Annotated in this window: 17 protein-coding genes and 2 tRNA genes; 8 read left to right on the forward strand and 11 right to left on the reverse strand. The window is 70.4% G+C overall.

Annotation, left to right across the window (positions count from 1 at the left end):
• The first annotated feature begins 233 nt into the window (after nucleotides 1-233).
• Entirely contained in the window at nucleotides 234-794 is a 561-nt protein-coding gene (locus tag RWH44_RS04665) for a flavin reductase family protein (RefSeq protein ID WP_298875877.1), read from the forward strand.
• 135 nt (nucleotides 795-929) lie between these two features.
• Here RWH44_RS04665 and RWH44_RS04670 read toward each other — a convergent pair whose 3' ends face one another.
• Complete coding sequence (locus RWH44_RS04670) at nucleotides 930-1,820, reverse strand: DUF808 domain-containing protein (RefSeq protein WP_316003655.1); 891 nt, start codon at nucleotides 1,818-1,820, stop codon at nucleotides 930-932.
• Between the two features lie 153 nt (nucleotides 1,821-1,973).
• On the opposite strand from RWH44_RS04670, the gene RWH44_RS04675 reads away from it, so the two are divergent.
• The 3 genes from RWH44_RS04675 to RWH44_RS04685 are packed head-to-tail and all read left to right on the forward strand — an operon-like array spanning nucleotide 1,974 to nucleotide 3,552.
• On the forward strand, nucleotides 1,974-2,564 hold the full coding sequence (locus RWH44_RS04675; RefSeq protein WP_316003656.1) for a molybdopterin-dependent oxidoreductase: 591 nt from the start codon (nucleotides 1,974-1,976) through the stop codon (nucleotides 2,562-2,564).
• Entirely contained in the window at nucleotides 2,561-3,292 is a 732-nt protein-coding gene (locus RWH44_RS04680) for an FAD-binding oxidoreductase (RefSeq protein WP_316003657.1), read from the forward strand. Before RWH44_RS04675 ends, RWH44_RS04680 begins: the two co-directional genes overlap by 4 nt.
• Nucleotides 3,292-3,552: a DUF6510 family protein gene (locus RWH44_RS04685; RefSeq protein WP_316003658.1), complete on the forward strand. Its 261-nt coding sequence runs from the start codon at nucleotides 3,292-3,294 to the stop codon at nucleotides 3,550-3,552. Before RWH44_RS04680 ends, RWH44_RS04685 begins: the two co-directional genes overlap by 1 nt.
• A 70-nt stretch (nucleotides 3,553-3,622) precedes the next feature.
• Here RWH44_RS04685 and RWH44_RS04690 read toward each other — a convergent pair.
• The 3 genes from RWH44_RS04690 to RWH44_RS04700 all read right to left on the reverse strand — a co-directional run bounded on the left by RWH44_RS04690 (nucleotide 3,623) and on the right by RWH44_RS04700 (nucleotide 5,553).
• Nucleotides 3,623-3,711, reverse strand: a tRNA-Ser gene (locus RWH44_RS04690).
• 101 nt (nucleotides 3,712-3,812) lie between these two features.
• Nucleotides 3,813-5,102 carry an LCP family protein gene (locus RWH44_RS04695; RefSeq protein ID WP_316003659.1) on the reverse strand — a complete coding sequence of 430 codons (1,290 nt, stop codon included), beginning with the start codon at nucleotides 5,100-5,102 and terminating at the stop codon, nucleotides 3,813-3,815.
• 366 nt (nucleotides 5,103-5,468) lie between these two features.
• Nucleotides 5,469-5,553: transfer RNA gene (locus tag RWH44_RS04700), tRNA-Ser, on the reverse strand.
• 84 nt (nucleotides 5,554-5,637) lie between these two features.
• Between RWH44_RS04700 and RWH44_RS04705 the strand changes: the two genes are divergently transcribed.
• Nucleotides 5,638-6,888 (forward strand): DUF2254 domain-containing protein, encoded by a 1,251-nt coding sequence (locus tag RWH44_RS04705; protein WP_316003660.1) that lies wholly within the window; start codon nucleotides 5,638-5,640, stop codon nucleotides 6,886-6,888.
• Nucleotides 6,889-6,901: 13 nt separating this feature from the next.
• Here the strand turns inward: RWH44_RS04705 and RWH44_RS04710 are convergent, their stop codons facing one another.
• Together RWH44_RS04710 and serS are read right to left on the reverse strand one after the other, a co-directional pair.
• Nucleotides 6,902-7,795, reverse strand: coding sequence for an HAD family hydrolase (locus tag RWH44_RS04710; protein WP_316003661.1), 894 nt, complete (start codon nucleotides 7,793-7,795; stop codon nucleotides 6,902-6,904).
• Entirely contained in the window at nucleotides 7,792-9,060 is a 1,269-nt protein-coding gene (gene serS, locus RWH44_RS04715; protein WP_316003662.1) for a serine--tRNA ligase, read from the reverse strand. The genes RWH44_RS04710 and serS overlap by 4 nt, the downstream gene beginning before the upstream one ends.
• Nucleotides 9,061-9,226: 166 nt before the next feature.
• Here serS and RWH44_RS04720 point away from each other — a divergent pair, with 166 nt between their 5' ends.
• Both RWH44_RS04720 and RWH44_RS04725 read left to right on the forward strand, forming a co-directional pair.
• Nucleotides 9,227-10,516 (forward strand): diacylglycerol/lipid kinase family protein, encoded by a 1,290-nt coding sequence (locus RWH44_RS04720; RefSeq protein WP_316003663.1) that lies wholly within the window; start codon nucleotides 9,227-9,229, stop codon nucleotides 10,514-10,516.
• Between the two features lie 201 nt (nucleotides 10,517-10,717).
• A complete protein-coding gene (locus RWH44_RS04725; RefSeq protein ID WP_316003664.1) occupies nucleotides 10,718-12,088 on the forward strand; it encodes a cryptochrome/photolyase family protein in 1,371 nt (456 codons plus the stop codon).
• 6 nt (nucleotides 12,089-12,094) lie between these two features.
• Here the strand turns inward: RWH44_RS04725 and RWH44_RS04730 are convergent, their stop codons facing one another.
• The 4 genes from RWH44_RS04730 to RWH44_RS04745 all read right to left on the reverse strand — a co-directional run bounded on the left by RWH44_RS04730 (nucleotide 12,095) and on the right by RWH44_RS04745 (nucleotide 14,778).
• Entirely contained in the window at nucleotides 12,095-13,447 is a 1,353-nt protein-coding gene (locus RWH44_RS04730) for a hypothetical protein (protein ID WP_298875908.1), read from the reverse strand.
• Nucleotides 13,444-13,863, reverse strand: coding sequence for a hypothetical protein (locus RWH44_RS04735; protein WP_264632209.1), 420 nt, complete (start codon nucleotides 13,861-13,863; stop codon nucleotides 13,444-13,446). Before RWH44_RS04735 ends, RWH44_RS04730 begins: the two co-directional genes overlap by 4 nt.
• A 117-nt stretch (nucleotides 13,864-13,980) precedes the next feature.
• Nucleotides 13,981-14,406 (reverse strand): Asp23/Gls24 family envelope stress response protein, encoded by a 426-nt coding sequence (locus RWH44_RS04740; RefSeq protein WP_316003665.1) that lies wholly within the window; start codon nucleotides 14,404-14,406, stop codon nucleotides 13,981-13,983.
• A 123-nt stretch (nucleotides 14,407-14,529) separates the two neighbouring features.
• Entirely contained in the window at nucleotides 14,530-14,778 is a 249-nt protein-coding gene (locus tag RWH44_RS04745) for a hypothetical protein (protein WP_316003666.1), read from the reverse strand.
• Between the two features lie 115 nt (nucleotides 14,779-14,893).
• Between RWH44_RS04745 and RWH44_RS04750 the strand changes: the two genes are divergently transcribed.
• Nucleotides 14,894-15,943, forward strand: a complete 1,050-nt coding sequence (locus tag RWH44_RS04750) for an LLM class flavin-dependent oxidoreductase (protein ID WP_316003667.1) — start codon at nucleotides 14,894-14,896, stop codon at nucleotides 15,941-15,943.
• A gap of 195 nt (nucleotides 15,944-16,138) precedes the next feature.
• Here RWH44_RS04750 and pheA read toward each other — a convergent pair whose 3' ends face one another.
• Nucleotides 16,139-17,101, reverse strand: a complete 963-nt coding sequence (gene pheA, locus RWH44_RS04755) for a prephenate dehydratase (RefSeq protein ID WP_316003668.1) — start codon at nucleotides 17,099-17,101, stop codon at nucleotides 16,139-16,141.
• Nucleotides 17,102-17,122: the final 21 nt, after the last annotated feature.

Raw genomic sequence — 17,122 nt, forward strand, 5'->3', positions numbered from 1 at the left:
TTTCGCCGGCTCCGATGCCGGTTCATGTGATGCAGCCCCTCGGGTGAGCCGTGTGGGAATGTTAGCGCTCACACAAAGGGCGCTGTCAAGTAAAAACAGGCCCTCTGACATCACGGATCGGTAAATGTGAAGCCTCACAAATGCCAAGACGGGAGGTTTCTCTCGAAGAGGAGCGTTTCCCCGTGTTGCGCCGGACGGCGCCGGTTCACCCGCGAACGCCTACCGTCGTAGGTATGACTTCGCTTCCGCACAGCACCCCGGAGAGCACGCCCGCCATCGGCACCTCGGTCTCGGCGGACGACTTCAAGCGCGCGTTCCGCGGCCACCCCGGCGGCATCGCGGTCATCACCGCCTACGGCGAGAACGGCCCCGTCGCCCTCACCGCGTCGAGCGTGTCGTCGGTCAGCGCCGACCCGCCGCTGCTGATCTTCTCGGTGTCGGCCCTGTCATCGGCGACGCCGACGATCATCGCCGCCGACACGATCGTGGTGCACCTGCTCGACGCCGAAGACATCGGCCTCGCCCGCGCCGGAGCCACGAGCGGACTCGATCGCTTCGCCGACACCTCGACCTGGTCGCGCCTGGCGACGGGCGAGCCGGTGTACCACGGCGTGCGGGCGTGGCTGCGCTGCAAGATCGTCAGCCGCATGGATGCCGGCGGCTCCACCGTCATCGCCGCTCAGGCCCTGCAGGTCGACGTCGAACGCGACCTCGAGCCGGGCGAGCCGGGAGCCGCACTGGTGTACCACAACCGCGCGTGGCACCGCCTGGGCGAGCACTCGCGGCTCGACTGACCCGCACCCCGCGGACGGGGCGTCCGATCAAACGCGCCACGTCGCACGCCGCGGCGGGTGCGCTCGGCGACATCGCGTGGTGCGGGCGCGACCTCGCGTCCGGCCGTGGGGCGGAGCACCGGCGACGCCTGGGCCTCAGTGCGCGGCCGGCTCACCGCGGCGTGCGACGCGCTGGACCCCCGTGACGATCCCGACGATGATCAGGCCGAGCACCAGTCCGAAGATCGCCGACATCGCCGTCTCCACGATCCACACGATCACCGGCCCCGCCGCCTCGATCGCGTGCGTGACGAGGTGGACGAGCTCGTACGGGCCGGCCCAGAACGTCTCCTCGAGGTTCTGCAGCACGAGGTGACCGCCGACCCACAGCATCGCGACGGTGCCGATGACGCTGATCACGCGGAACACCGCGGGCATGGATGCCACGACCCGCACCCCGAAGCGACGGACGCCGCGTGAGGGACTCTTCATGAACCGGAGCCCGATGTCATCCACCTTCACCAGGAGCGCGACGGCGCCGTAGACGACGAGCGTCATGGCCAGGCCGATCACGAGAAGGGAGGCCAGCGTCATCCAGATGCTCAGGCCCGGGTCGAGGCTGGAGAGGGCGATGAGCATGATCTCGGTGCTGAGGATGAGGTCGGTGCGCACCGCGCCGAGGACGAGCTTCTTCTCGTCGCGGGGTTCGTCGGATTCGTGCTCGCCGTGGCCCGCCCCGAACCACTCGAGCACCTTCTCGGCGCCCTCGAAGCAGAGGAAGCAGCCGCCGATGATGAGCAGGTAGGGCAGCACCCACGGCGCGAAGGCGGTCAACAGCAGCGCGATCGGGATGATGATCACGTACTTGTTGATGATGCTGCCGAGCGCGATCTTCCACACCACGGGCAGCTCCCGGGCGGGAGTGAGCCCCTGGACGTACTGCGGCGTCACCGCCGCGTCGTCGATCACGACTCCGGCCGTTTTCGCGCTCGCGCGCATCGCCGCGCTGAGGATGTCATCGACGACGGCGAGCAGACCGACCGACATATGCGTATCTCCCGGGGGTGAGGGATGCGACGCGTGCACGCCGCGGGACGACACTAGCGGGTGCCCACGATGACGGGCGGCGGGCACCTGCCCCTGTTGACACGCGTCGGCTCTCATTAGGGTGATGCTCACGGGATCGGCAGGGGGAAGCGCATGTCATTCATCACTCGAGGCTTCGGCGGCCGCCGTCGGGAGCGCGATCCCCGCCTCCCTCCGGGCCAGACGCTCGTGGGCGACTGGCCCGTGCTGTCGGCCGGGCCGACTCCCCGTATCGCCGACGACGAGTGGGAGTTCGCCGTCGGCACCGAGAACGGCGCGCACCGCTGGACCCGTGACGAGCTGCAGGCCCTCGGTATGGAGGACATCACCGTCGACATCCACTGCGTCACGCACTGGACCAAGCTCGACATGCCGTGGCGCGGCGTCTCGCTCGACCGGATCTTCGCCGAGGTCGACACCGCCCACCGCTACGTGATGGTGCACTCGTTCGGCGGGTACACGACCAATGTCGCCCTCGACGACCTCCTCGGCGGCAGGAGCTGGATCGCCTTCGAGGCCGATGGAGCGCCCCTCACGCCCGAACACGGCGGCCCCGCCCGTCTGCTCGTTCCGCACCTGTACTTCTGGAAGAGCGCGAAGTGGGTGCAGGGCCTCATCACGATGCCGACCGACAAGCCCGGGTTCTGGGAGCAGAACGGCTACCACCTGCACGGCGACCCGTGGCGTGAGGAACGCTACGGGTGAGCCGGCGCACGGCATCCTGGCACGTCGCGACCGTCGCCGACACGCGGCCCGAGACCTCGACCGCACGCCGGATCGAGCTCGAGGTCCCGACCTGGCCGGGCAACGACGCGGGCTCGCACCTCGACGTGCGCCTGACCGCGCCCGACGGGTATCAGGCGAGCAGGTCGTACTCGATCGCGTCGTCGGGCGAAGGCCCGCGGATCACGCTCGCGGTCGACGAAGTGCCAGACGGCGAGGTCTCGCCCTTCCTCGTGCGCGACCTCCGCGTCGGCGATCAGATCGAGGTGCACGGCCCACTCGGGGCGTTCTTCGTGTGGATGCCGTCGGGCGACCCCTCGCCGGTGCAGCTCATCGCGGGAGGGTCGGGGGTGGTGCCGTTGTTCGCGATGGCATCCGCTCACGCGGCGAGCGGCGACGAGGCGGAGTTCCGGTTGCTGTACTCGGTCCGCTCCCCCGACGACGCGTTCTTCTCGGACGAGCTCGACGCCCTCGCGGGCGAGCGGCTCACCCTCGACCTGGTCTACACGCGCCAGGCGCCGCCCGGGGCGCAGGTGCCGCCGGGCCGGCTCACCCCGGAACGCCTCGCTGCCGCGGTGGCGCCGCCGCAGAACAATCCCCGCGTCTACGTGTGCGGACCCACCCCGTTCGTCGAGGCCGTCGCGGGCTGGCTCATCGACGCAGGCCACGACCCCGCCCGCATCCGCACGGAGAGGTTCGGAGGTTCGTGATGGCCCTTCTCGACGGCAACGCCCTGGCCGGGCGCCTCGACGACCTTCTGGGGTGGGATGCCACCGGCTCCGAGGTGCGCTGCACGCACTGCGGACTCCGCGGTCTGCTCGCCACGGCCGCCGTCTACGCCTCCGCGATGGGCGCCGTCGTGCGGTGCCGATCCTGCGACGCGGTGCTTCTCACGGTCGTCGATGCCCCGGACGGTCGTTCCTGGCTCGGGATGCCGGGACTCAGCGCCGTGGAGCTGCGGCGCGGGTAGAACCCGGTGGTCGGCGCGGCCGACGGCATCCGGGAACGAGAAAAGCCCCGGCGAACCGGGGCTTTTTCTGCGGAGACGGAGGGATTTGAACCCTCGGTCCCCTTACGGGGACTCCACCTTAGCAGGGTGGTGCACTAGGCCTGACTATGCGACGTCTCCAGGTGATCGAGCCTTGCGGCGCGAGCACACCGGTCAATACTAACCGGATGCCGCCCGGCATCCGAAACCGAGGTCCGGATGCCGGGCGGCGGGGCCGGGCGTCACTGACGCACGTTGCCGTTCGAGCAGGTCGCCTGCGCGGCGGTCTGGCCCGCGATGCCCTCGGGGAGCACGACCGTGCCGGAGGTCGATCCGGGGGTCGGGGTCGGGTCGGCGCTCGCGGTCGGGGCGTCGGACGGCGCCTGAGTCGCGGCGTCGGTCGGCGCCTGCGTGGCGTTCTCCTCCGCGATCACGCCGTTGCCGTCGCTGAGGTTGCCCGACAGCTGCAGGGGCTGGTTCGCGGCCAGGGCCGCCCACAGGGTGTCTGCGTCTTCGCTGTCGGGGACCACGCGGTTCGCGTCGTACGGGTCGGTGTAGGTCGGGTACTGGATGAAGACGATCTCGCTGAAGGGGACGTCCTTGACCGCGGAGGCGATCTGCACGAGCGTCAGCGGGTTGGTCAGAGACGTCGACGGATCGACGTTGCGCAGCGCGGTCGAGGCCAGCTTGTACAGCGTCGCCGGGTTCGAGAGCACTTCCTGGCTCTTGAGCTTGTTCGCCAGGCGCGACATGTACTGCTGCTGGTTCGAGATGCGGCCGAGGTCGCCGCCGTCGCCGACGCCGTGACGGGTGCGCAGGAACTGCAGGGCGTCGAGACCGACCACGGTGCGCATTCCGGCGGGCCAGTCGATGCCCGTGTAGGGGTCCTTGATGCCGTTGGCGATGCAGACGTCGACGCCGCCGATGGCATCCGTGATGTTGATGACGCCGCCGAAGCTGACCTTCGCCGCGAAGGGGATCTCGAGACCGCTGAGCTCGGAGATCGTCTGCACGACGCACGAGAGTCCGCCGTAGGAGTAAGCGCTGTTGATCTGCTGCTTGCTCATCGCCGAGTGCTCGACGCCGTCCTTGTCGGTGCAGGAGGGGATCGGCACCATGAGGTCGCGCGGGAACGAGATGACGGTCACGCGGCGCGGCGCATCAGAGATGTGCACGAGCATGTTGACGTCGTTGAGGCTGCCCTCCGAGTCGGCTCCGGTGCACCGGTCGCCGAAGAGCTGCGCGAAGTCGGGCTCGCACTCGTCGGTGCCGATGAGCAGCATGTTCACGCCGCCCTTGAGCTCTCCGAGGTCGGGCGGAACAGCCGGCTGGTTCTTCAGTTCGACGGCGTCGGCGGTGAAGCTGCGGGTCAGGTCGACCGCCGCGTACGCCAGCACCGTTCCCCCCGAGACGAGGAGCACGGCGAGCACGATGGCGAGACCGCGGAACAGCTGGCCGAGCGGCCCGGGCGAGGTGAGCCGCCCGTGGCGGGCGACGGTCCTCTGACCGCGCGGGGTGTTCGTCTTGCTCACTCGGGTCCTTTCACGACGGATGCCACCGGCCCGGCAGCACGTCGACCCCGGCGCGGCAGCCGGAAGTCGTGGCAATACTAGGGATCCGCGGCTGTGAATGCCGTGAAGACCTGGCGTTTCACCCGTTCAGCGTGGGCCCGACGTCGCCCGACTCCCGCTCAGCCGGTCATGACGAAGAACGGCGGACCCCTGCGGGGCCCGCCGTTCTTCGTTGCGGAGGGTGTGGGATTCTCCCCACCGCCCCTCCACGCGCCGCTCCGCGACGCGCGGAGCCTCCGGCGGCGTGGGCCCAACGTCGTTCGACTCCCGCTCAGCCGGTCATGACGAAGAACGGCGGACCCCTGCGGGGCCCGCCGTTCTTCGTTGCGGAGGGTGTGGGATTCGAACCCACGGGACATTGCTGCCCACTGGTTTTCAAGACCAGGTCCATCGGCCGCTCGGACAACCCTCCTGGACGACCCGAGTCTACCGACGAGTCCGCGAGGGCGCGTCCAGCCCCGGGCGGAGGGGAAACGGGCTGACTATCGTCGGCGAGATGGCCCCCTCGACGCGCAGCACCCTGGCATCCTTCTTCCTCCGCCTCGGGCGGCAGGTGTGGGTGCGGGCGGCCCTGTTCACGCTGATCGCGATCGCCGTGGCCCTGGCCGCCCGGTTCGTCGGCCCGCTTCTGCCCTTCTCATTCAGCTTCGGCCTCGCCGACGGCGCGGTGGACTCGCTGCTGCAGATCATCGCCACGGCGATGCTGACGGCGAGCACCTTCTCGGTGACCGCGATGGTCACCGCGTTCTCGTCGGCGACCACCACCGCCACCCCGCGCTCGACGCAGCTGCTGATCGCCGACCCCACGTCGCAGAACGCCGTCTCGACGTTCGTCGGCGCCTTCGCCTTCTCGCTCGTCGGGATCGTCGCCCTCTCCACGGGGTACTACGGCCGCCAGGGGCGGACCATCCTGTTCGTCGCGACGCTCGTCGTCATCGTCATCGTCGTCTTCACGCTGCTGCGCTGGATCTCGCACCTCGCCACCTTCGGGCGCATGGCCGACGTGATCGACCGCGTGGAGAAGGCGGCCACCACCTCCCTCGAACTGCACGCGGAAGCACCGACCCTCGGCGCCCGACGCGGCATCACCGTCCCCCCGGATGCTGTGGCCGTCCACGCCGACGAGGTCGGATACGTCACACATGTCGACGTGGCCGGGCTCGACCGGCTCGCGACCCAGCACGAGGTCGAGATCCACGTGCGCGCGACCGCCGGTCGTATCGCCGATGCGCGGATGCCGCTGGCCGCGGTCGTGGGAGACGCGGACGACGACGTGCGCGCCGGCATCCGCCGGGCGTTCCGCATCGAGCACCACCGCACGTTCGAGCAGGATCCGCGGTTCGGCGTCATCGCCCTCACCGAGATCGGCAGTCGCGCCCTGTCGGCGGCCACGAACGACCCCGGGACCGCGATCGAGGTGATCGCCGCCCTGCAGCGGGTCTTCACGACAGGCCTGTCGACGCGACCCGACGACGAGGTCGTGCACGAGCACGTCTTCGTCACCCCGACGCGACTGCGCGATCTCATCGACGACGCCTTCCGCCCGCTCGCGCGCGACGGCGCAGCCGACGTGGAGGTGCAGGTGCGCCTGCAGAAGTGTCTCGCCTCGCTCGCGGCATCCGCTCCCGCTCACGCGCACGAGTTCCGGGATGCCGCTCGGGCGGCCTCTCAGCGGGGTTGCCGGGCGTTGGATCGGGCGGACGCCCGATCGCTGCGCGCGGCGGCGAGGGAGGCGTGGGGTTCCTGATGGAACCGGCGGGTCAGAGCGCGCGGAGGATCGCGGCGACGCCGCCCTCGGTGACCGACAGACCGACCTCGCCCGCGGCGGCGTGCACCTCGGGCGGACCCTGGTGCATCGCGATCGCGCGACCGCCGTTGCGGACCGCCCACTGCATCATCTCGATGTCGTTGCGGCCGTCGCCCATCACCAGCACGCGCTCGGGAGCGATGCCCAGCCACCCGCGCACGAGCTCGAGCGCGGTGGACTTGTCGACGCCCTGGGGGGCGATGTCGAGCCACGCGGTCCAGCCGATCGCGTACGACACCTGGCTGAGTCCGATGCGCTCGACCAGCTCGAGGAAGTCCTGGTCGGTCTGCTCGGGAGCCACCACGACGACGCGGCACACCGGTTGACCCGACAGCTCCGCGAAGGTCACCTTGTTGGCTCCCTCGAGATTCCAGTCGTCGAGGTAGTCGGTGAACAGTCGCTTGCCGTCGGGAAGCTCGACGAGGAAGTGCGCACCCGCCAGGTGCTCGCCGAGCAGCGTCAGCACTTCGGAGGGGTCGAAGGTCTCGACGTGGGCGCGCCGGTAGTCGCCCCCATCGCCGTCGCGTCGCATCACGATCGCGCCGTTCGAGCACACGGCGTACTCGGGACGGATGCCGAGGCGCTCCATGATCGTGTGGGTGCTGTCCCAGCTGCGACCGGTGGCGAGCATGACCTCGTGACCGACCGATTGCGCGTGGGCGACGGCGTCGACCACACCGGGGCTGAGCCTGTCGTCTTCGAGCAGGACGGTGCCGTCGATGTCGAGCGCGATGAGCATGCGCTCGACACGGGCCTCGTCGGCCAGGTCGGCGACGACGTCGGCCGCCTCCTGCTTCGGGGCGCTCTCGACGGCGCCGGTGGCGGGGAGTGCGGCCTCGTCGGTCATGCGATCGGCTCCATGACCTCGAGGCCGCCCAGGTAGGGCCGGAGGACCTCGGGCACGGTGACCGAGCCGTCTTCGCGCTGATGCGTCTCGAGCAGCGCGACGATCCAGCGGGTGGTGGCGAGGGTGCCGTTGAGGGTCGCGACCGGCTGCGTCTTGCCGCCGTCGGCGGGACGGAAGCGGGTGTCGAGGCGCCGCGCCTGGTACGTCGTGCAGTTCGAGGTGCTCGTGAGCTCGCGATACGCGTCCTGGGTCGGGACCCAGGCCTCGATGTCGAACTTGCGCGCGGCGCTCGACCCGAGGTCGCCCGCGGCGACGTCGATCACGCGGTAGGCCAGCCCGAGGTCCTGCAGCATGCCCTCCTGCATGGCGACCAGACGGTCGTGCTCGGCCTCGGCATCCGCGGGGTCGGTGTAGACGAACATCTCGAGCTTGTTGAACTGGTGCACGCGGATGATGCCACGGGTGTCTTTGCCGTAGGAGCCGGCCTCGCTGCGGTAGCACGTGGACCACCCGGCGTAGCGCTTCGCCCCGCGCTCGAGGTCGAGGATCTCGTCCATGTGGTAGCCGGCGAGGGGGACCTCGCTCGTGCCCACGAGGTAGAGGTCCTCCTTGGGCAGGTGGTACACCTCGTCGGCGTGCTGGCCGAGGAAACCGGTGCCGCGCATGACCTCGGGCCGCACGAGCGTCGGCGGGATCATGGGCGTGAAGCCGGCCTGCAGCGCTCGGTCGAGGGCGAGGGTCATGAGCGCGAGCTCGAGGCGCGCGCCGATGCCGGTGAGGAAATAGAAGCGGCTGCCCGAGACCTTCGTGCCGCGCTCCATGTCGATCGCGCCGAGCAGCTCGCCGATCTCGAGGTGATCGCGGGGCGTGAAGTCGTAGGAGGGGACCTCGCCGTGGGTCCGGAGCGTGACGAAGTCGTCTTCACCGCCCGCGGGCACGCCCTCGAGCACGATGTTCTCGATCTTCGACAGCGCAGCCTCGGCGGCCTCTTCGGCGGCGGTCACGGCGTGCTGCGCGGCCTTGACCTGCTCGCTGAGCTGCTTGGCCTCGGCGACGAGAGCGGCCTTCTCGTCTTTCGGGGCCTGCGCGACGCGCTTGCCGTGCGCGTTCTGCGCGGCGCGCAGCTCTTCGAAGGCGGTGATGGCGGCGCGGCGGTCGCGGTCGGCGGCGAGGGCCTCGTCCACCGAATCCGGCGACTCCCCGCGGGCGATCTGGGAGCGCTTCACGAGCTCGGGATCTTCACGCAGCAGAGTCAGGTCGATCACGCGTCCATCCTACGGTCGCTCCCGACCGCTCCTTCCGCCTCGCGCGGGCCGCGCTCGGGCGCGGAACCCCGGGCGTGTCCGCGCGGGGCATGGTCGTGCGGCATCCGGTCGTCAAGCCCACCCGTCCGGCCCGGTCGGGCGACCCCCGCGGTCCTATGGTGGAGCCATGGCCGCCCCTGACGAGCCGCGTGACGACGCGGAGTCCCCCGAGAACGTCCCCTCCGACGCGCCCGCCGAGGTGAAAGCCGACGCCGCCGCCGCAGACGGGTCGAGCGAGCACTTCGAGTCCGCGCGGCTCGCCGACGACACCGACGACCACCCCCGCAAGGACGCACCCCACCCCAAAGACGCGGCGGAGCCCGACGACGTCATCCATCAGCCCGAGGACATCGACCCGGATTCGTCGGCCGACCTGCCCGGCAAGGCGCAGCGCGTGGATGCCGAGGGCTCCGAGGCTCCCATGGACGCCGAACGCGCCGAGGCCAAGCGCGCCGCCCTCGTCTACAACCCGACCAAGGTGGATCCGGAGACCCTGCGCGCCCGCGTGGCCGAGCTCGCGGCCGCGGCCGGCTGGGCCGAGCCCCTCTTCTACGAGACGACCGTCGACGACCTCGGCGACGACGCCACCCGCGCCGCCCTCGACGAGAAGGTGGATGCCGTGCTCGTGGCCGGCGGCGACGGCACCGTACGCGCCGTGGCCGAGGCGCTCACCTCCACGGGCGTCCCGCTCACGATCGTGCCGAGCGGAACGGGCAACCTCCTCGCGCGCAACCTGAACCTCCCGCTCGCCGACACCGACGCGATGATCCGCGCGACCTTCGAGGGCGACATCCAATCGATCGACACCGGGCTGGCCCGTATCCGCCGCGCCGACGGCGGGGTCGAGGAACACGGGTTCTCGGTCATGGCCGGAATGGGCCTGGACGCCGCGATGATCCAGAACACCCGCGACGACCTGAAGAAGCAGGTCGGTTGGGTCGCCTACGTCGACGGCGCCGCCCGCTCCCTCGTGGGCGCGAAGCCGTTCCGTGTGATGTACCAGCTGAACGGTCACCGACTGCACTCGGCGAAGGTGCACAGCGTGCTCTTCGCGAACTGCGGCGCCCTCCAGGGCGGCGTGGCCTTGATCCCCGACGCCTCGATCGCCGATGGCCGCCTCGACGTGGCCGTGCTCCAGCCGACCGGGGTGTGGGGCTGGCTGGGCGTGTGGCGGAGCATCGTGTGGGACAACTCGGTGCTGCGCAAGTTCCGCGCCGGCCGCCGCGTGCTCGAGCGCCGCAAGGACTCCTCGGTGCGCTATCTCCGGGGCACGGGCATAGAGCTCGCGACCGCCCCCGCGCAGCCGATCGAGCTCGACGGCGACGAGTTCGGCGAGGCGACGCGCATCTACACGCGCATCGTCGCGGGCGGTCTCATCGTGGCGCTGCCGAAGGGGCACGACACGTCGTCGCTCTGACGCGCGGCGTTCCGACGGCGAACGCGGCATCCGGCATCCGGCGAGATGACATAAGTCGGCCGAGATCCCTTGCTTCGACGTCGAGTCTCGGGTGCTCTCGGCAGGGATGGGTGATCTCGGCGACGGCGCGGCCCATGGGGAGCGGCCGTGAGCGGGTGTCAAGCCCGGAGGGGCGGATGCCGTGGTGGATAGCGTCGGGGAATGGCAACGCCTTCGATCGTGTGGTTCCGTGACGACCTGCGCCTGACCGACAACCCCGCGCTGCGCGCCGCGCTCGACCGCGACGAGCCGATCGTGGCGCTGTACGTGCTCGACGAGGAATCCGACGGCGTGCGCGAGATCGGCGGAGCGGCGCGGTGGTGGCTGCACGGATCGCTGGCATCCCTCGGCGAGCGCCTGAGCGAACGCGGCTCATCGCTCGTGCTGCGGCGGGGCGCGGCGGCGAAGGTGCTTCCGGCGCTGGTCGACGAGATCGGCGCCGGCGCCGTGTTCTGGAACCGTCGCTACGGCGGGGCAGAGCGCGAGATCGACGCCGGCATCAAGGAGAAACTGCGCGACGACGGCGTGACCGTGGCGTCGTTCGCGGCGAACCTGCTGTACGAGCCGTGGACCGTGCGCACGCAGTCCGACAAGCCGTACGGCGTGTACAGCCCGTTTTCGCGCGCGGTGCAGAAGCTGCCCGCGCCGCGCCCGCCCCTGCCCGAGGCCCGCAAGGTGCCGGGGGTGTCGGCATCCATCGACTCCGACGACCTGTCGTCGTGGGGCCTGCTGCCGACGAAGCCCGACTGGGCCGGCGGGCTGCGCGAGATGTGGGAGCCGGGTGAGCCGGCTGCGAAGGCGCGTCTGAGGGAGTTCCTCGACGACGACCTCGGCGACTACTCGAAATACCGTGACGAATTCGCCGGAGGCGCGACGTCGAACCTGTCGCCGCGTCTGCGCTGGGGAGAGCTCAGCCCGTACCAGGTGTGGCACGACACCCTCGAGCACAAGGGGTCGGGGCAGCACGCGCAGAGCGCGAGCGGCTTTCTCTCCGAGATCGTGTGGCGCGAGTTCGCGTGGCACGTGACGTACCACTCGCCCGACATCGCCACCGTGAACTGGCGGCGCAATTTCGACGACTTCCCCTGGCCGAAGCTCAACCGCTCGCACCTCGAGACGTGGCAGAAGGGCGAGACCGGGGTCGCCGTCGTGGACGCGGGGATGCGACAGCTGTGGAAGACCGGCGTCATGCACAATCGCGTGCGCATGGTCACGGCATCCTTCCTCATCAAGAACCTGCTGATCGACTGGCGGCACGGCGAGCAGTGGTTCTGGGATTGCTTGGTCGACGCGGATGCCGCGAGCAACCCCTTCAACTGGCAGTGGGTCGCGGGGTCCGGCGCCGATGCTGCTCCGTACTTCCGCGTCTTCAACCCCGACACGCAGCGCAAGAAGTTCGATCCGCACGACGCCTACGTGCGGGAGTGGGCGCCGGAGTACCTCGGCGAGAGTCCGCCGGAGCCGATGGTCGACCTCGGCGAGACCCGCAAGCGCGCCCTCGACGCCTACGCGCAGGTGCGGCACGGGGGCTGAGCCGACTCAGCGCCAGGGATCGACCGGATTGCCCGCGTCGAAACGCGCGAGGAACTGCGCCATCTCGTCGACCACACGCTGCTCGTTGCTCTGCATGTCCTGCAGCACGAGGTCGAGGTTCTGCGCCCCGGTCGTCACATCCCAGGCGAGATTGCGCAGGAGGTCGTAGAGAAGGGTGCGCAACGCGCCCCAGGCGCCGGAAGGTCCGCTCGCGCCGATACCCAACGCGCCGTCGCGCGCTACGCAGCTCATCGAGGCGCTCAGGAGCGCGGTCGCCGAGCCGGAGAGCTCCGCCGAGATCGTGGGCAGGTACGTCGAGCTGATCTCGATGACGAGGGAGGGCTCGATGATGATGACATCGGAGGAACTCGCAGGATCATCCTGGACGAGGGGCGCCGACAGGTCGTACGACGACTGCTGGGACTGCACCGCGGTGAGGTTGTTCGAGAGGTTCTCGTCGAGCAGGGTCTCCTCGTGCGCGATGCCCTCGTTGAGTGCGCGCAGCGCCTCTTCGAACGTGGACAGCACGGCGGCGGCATCCGCTCCGGTGATCGTCTCCTTCTCGGGGTCCTGCTCGCTCGAACCCTGGACGACCTGGATCCCCAGGCCCACCACCTCGAACACCGCACCCGCGCCCGGCACGAACAGCTTGGCGCCCTGCGCCGCCCAGCCCGCCACCTTCAGCGCGATCTCGTACCCTTCGGTGGCGCCGGATGCCGCGAGCTCCTCCGACGCATCCACGCCCGCCTGGACGATCTGTCGCACGTTCTCCCGTGCGGACTCCCAGAGTTTCTGCTCCGCGGCGAGCGCGGCCCCGAGGACGACCGAGAGCCCGTGCAGCCCGCCGATGACGGGTCCCAGCTGCGAGACGAAGCGGGATTTGAACGCGGCGATGGCGGCGCCCGACATGGCGTCGCTGTTCTCCATGACGAGCGCGATGTTGCCGGCGATGAGTCCGGCACCGACCTGAGCGCCCTCGGACGCCGCCGCGGCACCCGACAGCTTCCGCGTGACGGCCACCGCGGAGGCCACCTCGCCCTCGATCGTGCCGGGATCGGGGAGGTGGAGCCAGGGGGCGATGGCCTCGTCGATGCGGGAACGGATGCTGTCGAACGCCGCGCCGAATTCCTCGTCCTTGCCGCCGCCGACGAAGATGTCGGCGATGAAGTTGTCGCTCGACCAGTCTCCGCCGCCCTCCCCGTCCGGCCCGGGCCGGGTGACCGTGTAGTGCGCGCTCGACGAGTCGATCTCGTAGGAGTCGCCGTTGATCTCCCATCCGGACGGGCTGGTGCGCATGTAGGCGTCGATGGCCGCGCGCTTGAATCGCGGAATGAGAGCGGAGACGTCCGTCGAGCTCATCGTTGCGCACCCGCCGAATCGCGCGCACCGTCGCCCTCGGGCAGCGCGGCTCGTCGTCGTGCCGCCAGCAGGGTCAGGCCGGTGCCGAACACCGCGACCAGACCGATCCACGTCATCCGAGACTGCCGCGCCTCGCCGCAGAGCCCCTGCGCCGTCGCGTCCGCCCGCGCCGCCAGCTCGACGCTCGGGTTCTCTCCCTCATCGATGTAGCCGACGCTCTCGAGCCAGCGCTCGGTCACATCGGACTGATCGTCCGCGCGGTCGCCGACGAGACTGGCCCCCGACACGGAGGACAGCAGGGGTCGGCACTGCAGGTCGCCGACCCCGTTGCTCAACCCCACGGAGGTCGGGGCGAAACCCAGGAACCCCGCTCCTACGATGGTCGCACCCGCCACGACCGGACTGATCCAGCGCATTCATCCCCCTTGAATCCACGTCGCCCTCCAACCTATGCGCGAGCATTGCTTGGCGGAAGGCCCACCGCCCAGGCGAAGGGGGCGCCACCTCGCGGTGACGCCCCTTGTCGACGGATGTCAGTTGACGCGCTGCTCGTCGGCGTCGTCCTCGTCGTCGTCGCCCGGGATGAAGACGTCGACCACGGTCACGTTGATCTCGGCGACCTTCATGCCCACCAGCTCGGTGATGGCCTGGTGCACGGCCGCGCGCACCTTCGAGGCCACGCGCTGCAGCTGCTCGGGGTAGTCGACCTGGATCGAGATGTCGGCGGCGACCTCGGTCTCGCCGACCTCGACGCTCACGCCCTGGGCGTGGTCCTTCGCGCCGACGGCCTGGCGGATGTTGCCGATCACGCGGGCGGCGCCGCCACCGAGGGCGTGGACGCCGGGAACCTCGGCCGCGGCGATGCCGGCGACCTTGGCGACGACGGCGTCGACGATGACGGTCGAGCCGCCGTCCTTCGTGGCGGGCGTGGGGGTGGCGGTGGTGGTGTTCTCAGCCATGTTCGCTTCCTTCCGTCGTTTCCGGAACCGTGTGTTCCGCGATGTCATAGGTGAGACGCGCGCCGGAGGGGATTCGTCACGGATTTCTTCCTGGGAGAAAGCTGAGGACGGATGCCGCGGGCCTCAAACGCCGTCCCAGTCGATCGACGGGGCCTGTTCGTCGAGCGTCGCGTCACCGTTCTCCTCGGTCCACGACACGACCCGGGTGTGCGGGGTGAACATCACGCTCACGTCCCGCTCGCCCACCACGACGAAGCGCACGAAACGACCGCCGTCGTGCACGGCAGCCTCGATGCGGTCTTCGAGTTCGACGATGTCCTGCCCGGGCGCGAGCGAGAACGTCGCGTCGTCGACGGTCATCACGGTGCGCATACGGTCGCTTCTTCGCTCATGCGCGGCACGATAAGAACCTCGCCGATCGACGGTCAGGGGGGTTGCGCCCCCGCGTGAGGGGAATACGCTCTCTGCCCGGCGCGTTGCCTCCGGGGTGAACGACGCGATCCCCTCCCTCTCCGTTCTCGACCTCGTGCCCGTGCGCCACGGGCAGACCAGTGCACAGGCGGTGAGCGCCGCCCTCGACCTGGTCGAGGTCGCCGATCGCCTCGGCTACCGCCGCTACTGGTTCGCCGAGCACCACAATATGCCGTCCGTGGCATCCACGACTCCCCCCGTGCTCATCGCCGCCGCCGCGGCACGCACGAGCCGCATCCGCGTGGGATCGGGTGGCGTCATGCTGCCCAACCACTCACCGCTGATCGTCGCCGAACAGTTCGCCGCTCTCGAGGCGCTCGCCCCCGGCCGCATCGACCTCGGCATCGGCCGCGCGCCGGGCAGCGACCCGGTCATCACCCAGCTGCTGAATCGTTCGGGCACCACGAGCGACGTCTCGCGCTTCCCCGACCACGTGACCGACATCATGGCGCTCACCTCGCCCGAGGGCGCGACGGTGCGATTCACCTCGGGCACCGAGTACCAGGTGAAGGCGACGCCGGCGGCATCCGGGATGCCGCAGGTGTGGCTGCTCGGATCGAGCGACTACTCGGCGCAGCTCGCGGCTTCGTTCGGTCTGCCGTATGTGTTCGCGAATCACTTCGCCGGCGAGGGGCTCGACCGGGCGCTGCACCTGTACCGCGACCAGTTCGTGCCGAACGAGACCGGAGAGGGTCCCCGCACCTTCGTGACCGCCAACGTCGTCGCCGCCCCCACCGCCGAAGAGGCGGAGGAACGCGCGGTGCCGCAGCTGCGCATGATGGCGCGCCTGCGCACCAACAAGCCGCTCGTGCCGCTCGAGACGGTCGAGCAGGCGAAGGCCGACCCGTTCGACGCGATGGCCGAGTCGATCATGGCCTCGACGCGGCAGAAATGGTTCGTCGGGACGGGCGCCGACGTGCAGGGCCAGCTCGCCGCCTTCGCCGCGCGGCACGGCGTCGACGAGATCATGGTGTCCCCCGTGGCGGGGGCGTACGACGGCGAGGGAGCGGAGGGCCGGGCCCGGACGCTCGAGCTCATCGCGACGCCGGCGGCCGTGGCGGCCTGAGGCCCGCCGCGCCGGCCCGGGGCCTGCCCGGGAGTGAAGCCGCGACCCGGTGAGCCGTCGTGCAGAGTCCGTCGGCGACACGCCGGGGTACGGCATCCGGAACAGGCCTCCCGAGAGGACGGTCGCCCCGCGGCCGGGCGGCGCCCGCGCGCCGGGACCGCGGCTGAGGCCCGGTGACCCGCGGTGGGGCGGGGGTCAGGCCTCGGGTTCGCCGCTGAGCAGGCCGCGGAGCCAGTCACGCGCCTCGACGAAGACATCGTCGCCGTAGCGGGGCGGATAGCGCACGATCGCGCGGTCGGCCCGGGCGTAGGACCCGAGGAAGATGACCTTCGGGCTGAAACGACGAAGGCCGAGCAGGGCGTCGGCCATGCGCTCGTCGAGCACGTGACCGTCGGCGTCGATGACGAAGCGGTAGCGACCGAGGGCGTCGCCGATGGGCCGGGATGCCAACAGGCTCAGGTTGATCCCACGCGTGGCGAACTGCTCGAGCAGCTCCAGCAGGGCGCCCGGGTGGTCCTCGGGGAGCTCGACGATCAGGGAGGTCTTGTCGGCGCCGGTCGGAGGCGCGGGCGCCACGGTGCGGCTGACGAGCACGAAGCGGGTCACCGCGTTGGGGTTGTCGCCGATGTTCTCGGCCAGGACCGTGAGGTCGTGGTGCGCGACGATGCCGGGGGCGGCGATCGCGGCGTCCGCGGCGCTCGTGCCGTCGAGCACGCCCAGCGCGCTCGCGACGTTGCTCTCGGCGGGCAGATGGGCGTGCGCGGGGACGTTCCGGCTCAACCAGCCGAGACACTGCCCGTAGGCGACGGGGTGCGCGGCGATGAGCGAGACATTCGCGAGGGTCGCGCCGGGGCGGCCGACGAGCACGAAGTTCACGGGCACGAGGTACTCGCCCACGATGCGTAGTCCCGGGACCGTGGCCAGCGCGTCCTGCGCCGTGGAGACCCCACCGTCGACGGAGTTCTCGATCGCGATCATCGCGGCATCCGATCGACCTTCGACGACATCCGCCAGCGCCTCGCCGACGTTGCGGACCGGACGCCAGATCTGATCGCGCGCCTCGGGCACCTGGGCGAGGGCCGCCTCGGTGAAGGTCCCGGCCGGCCCCAGGTAGCTGTAGGTACGGCGGGCGGGCACGGTCTCTGTGTCGGGCAGCACGGCGTACAGCCTAGACCGGCG

Origin of the sequence: Microbacterium phycohabitans (assembly GCF_032464935.1) — a bacterium.
Classification (GTDB): Bacteria; Actinomycetota; Actinomycetes; order Actinomycetales; family Microbacteriaceae; genus Microbacterium; species Microbacterium phycohabitans.

Coding starts and splice junctions, on each gene's coding strand:
- RWH44_RS04675 (WP_316003656.1), top strand. CDS start 1,974: ATGTCATTCATCACTCGAGGCTTCGGCGGCCGCCGTCGGGAGCGCGAT.
- RWH44_RS04740 (WP_316003665.1), bottom strand. CDS start 14,406: ATGGCTGAGAACACCACCACCGCCACCCCCACGCCCGCCACGAAGGAC.
- RWH44_RS04705 (WP_316003660.1), top strand. CDS start 5,638: ATGGCCCCCTCGACGCGCAGCACCCTGGCATCCTTCTTCCTCCGCCTC.
- RWH44_RS04685 (WP_316003658.1), top strand. CDS start 3,292: ATGGCCCTTCTCGACGGCAACGCCCTGGCCGGGCGCCTCGACGACCTT.
- RWH44_RS04670 (WP_316003655.1), bottom strand. CDS start 1,820: ATGTCGGTCGGTCTGCTCGCCGTCGTCGATGACATCCTCAGCGCGGCG.
- RWH44_RS04720 (WP_316003663.1), top strand. CDS start 9,227: ATGGCCGCCCCTGACGAGCCGCGTGACGACGCGGAGTCCCCCGAGAAC.
- RWH44_RS04730 (WP_298875908.1), bottom strand. CDS start 13,447: ATGAGCTCGACGGACGTCTCCGCTCTCATTCCGCGATTCAAGCGCGCG.
- RWH44_RS04745 (WP_316003666.1), bottom strand. CDS start 14,778: ATGCGCACCGTGATGACCGTCGACGACGCGACGTTCTCGCTCGCGCCC.
- RWH44_RS04665 (WP_298875877.1), top strand. CDS start 234: ATGACTTCGCTTCCGCACAGCACCCCGGAGAGCACGCCCGCCATCGGC.
- RWH44_RS04735 (WP_264632209.1), bottom strand. CDS start 13,863: ATGCGCTGGATCAGTCCGGTCGTGGCGGGTGCGACCATCGTAGGAGCG.
- RWH44_RS04725 (WP_316003664.1), top strand. CDS start 10,718: ATGGCAACGCCTTCGATCGTGTGGTTCCGTGACGACCTGCGCCTGACC.
- RWH44_RS04710 (WP_316003661.1), bottom strand. CDS start 7,795: ATGACCGACGAGGCCGCACTCCCCGCCACCGGCGCCGTCGAGAGCGCC.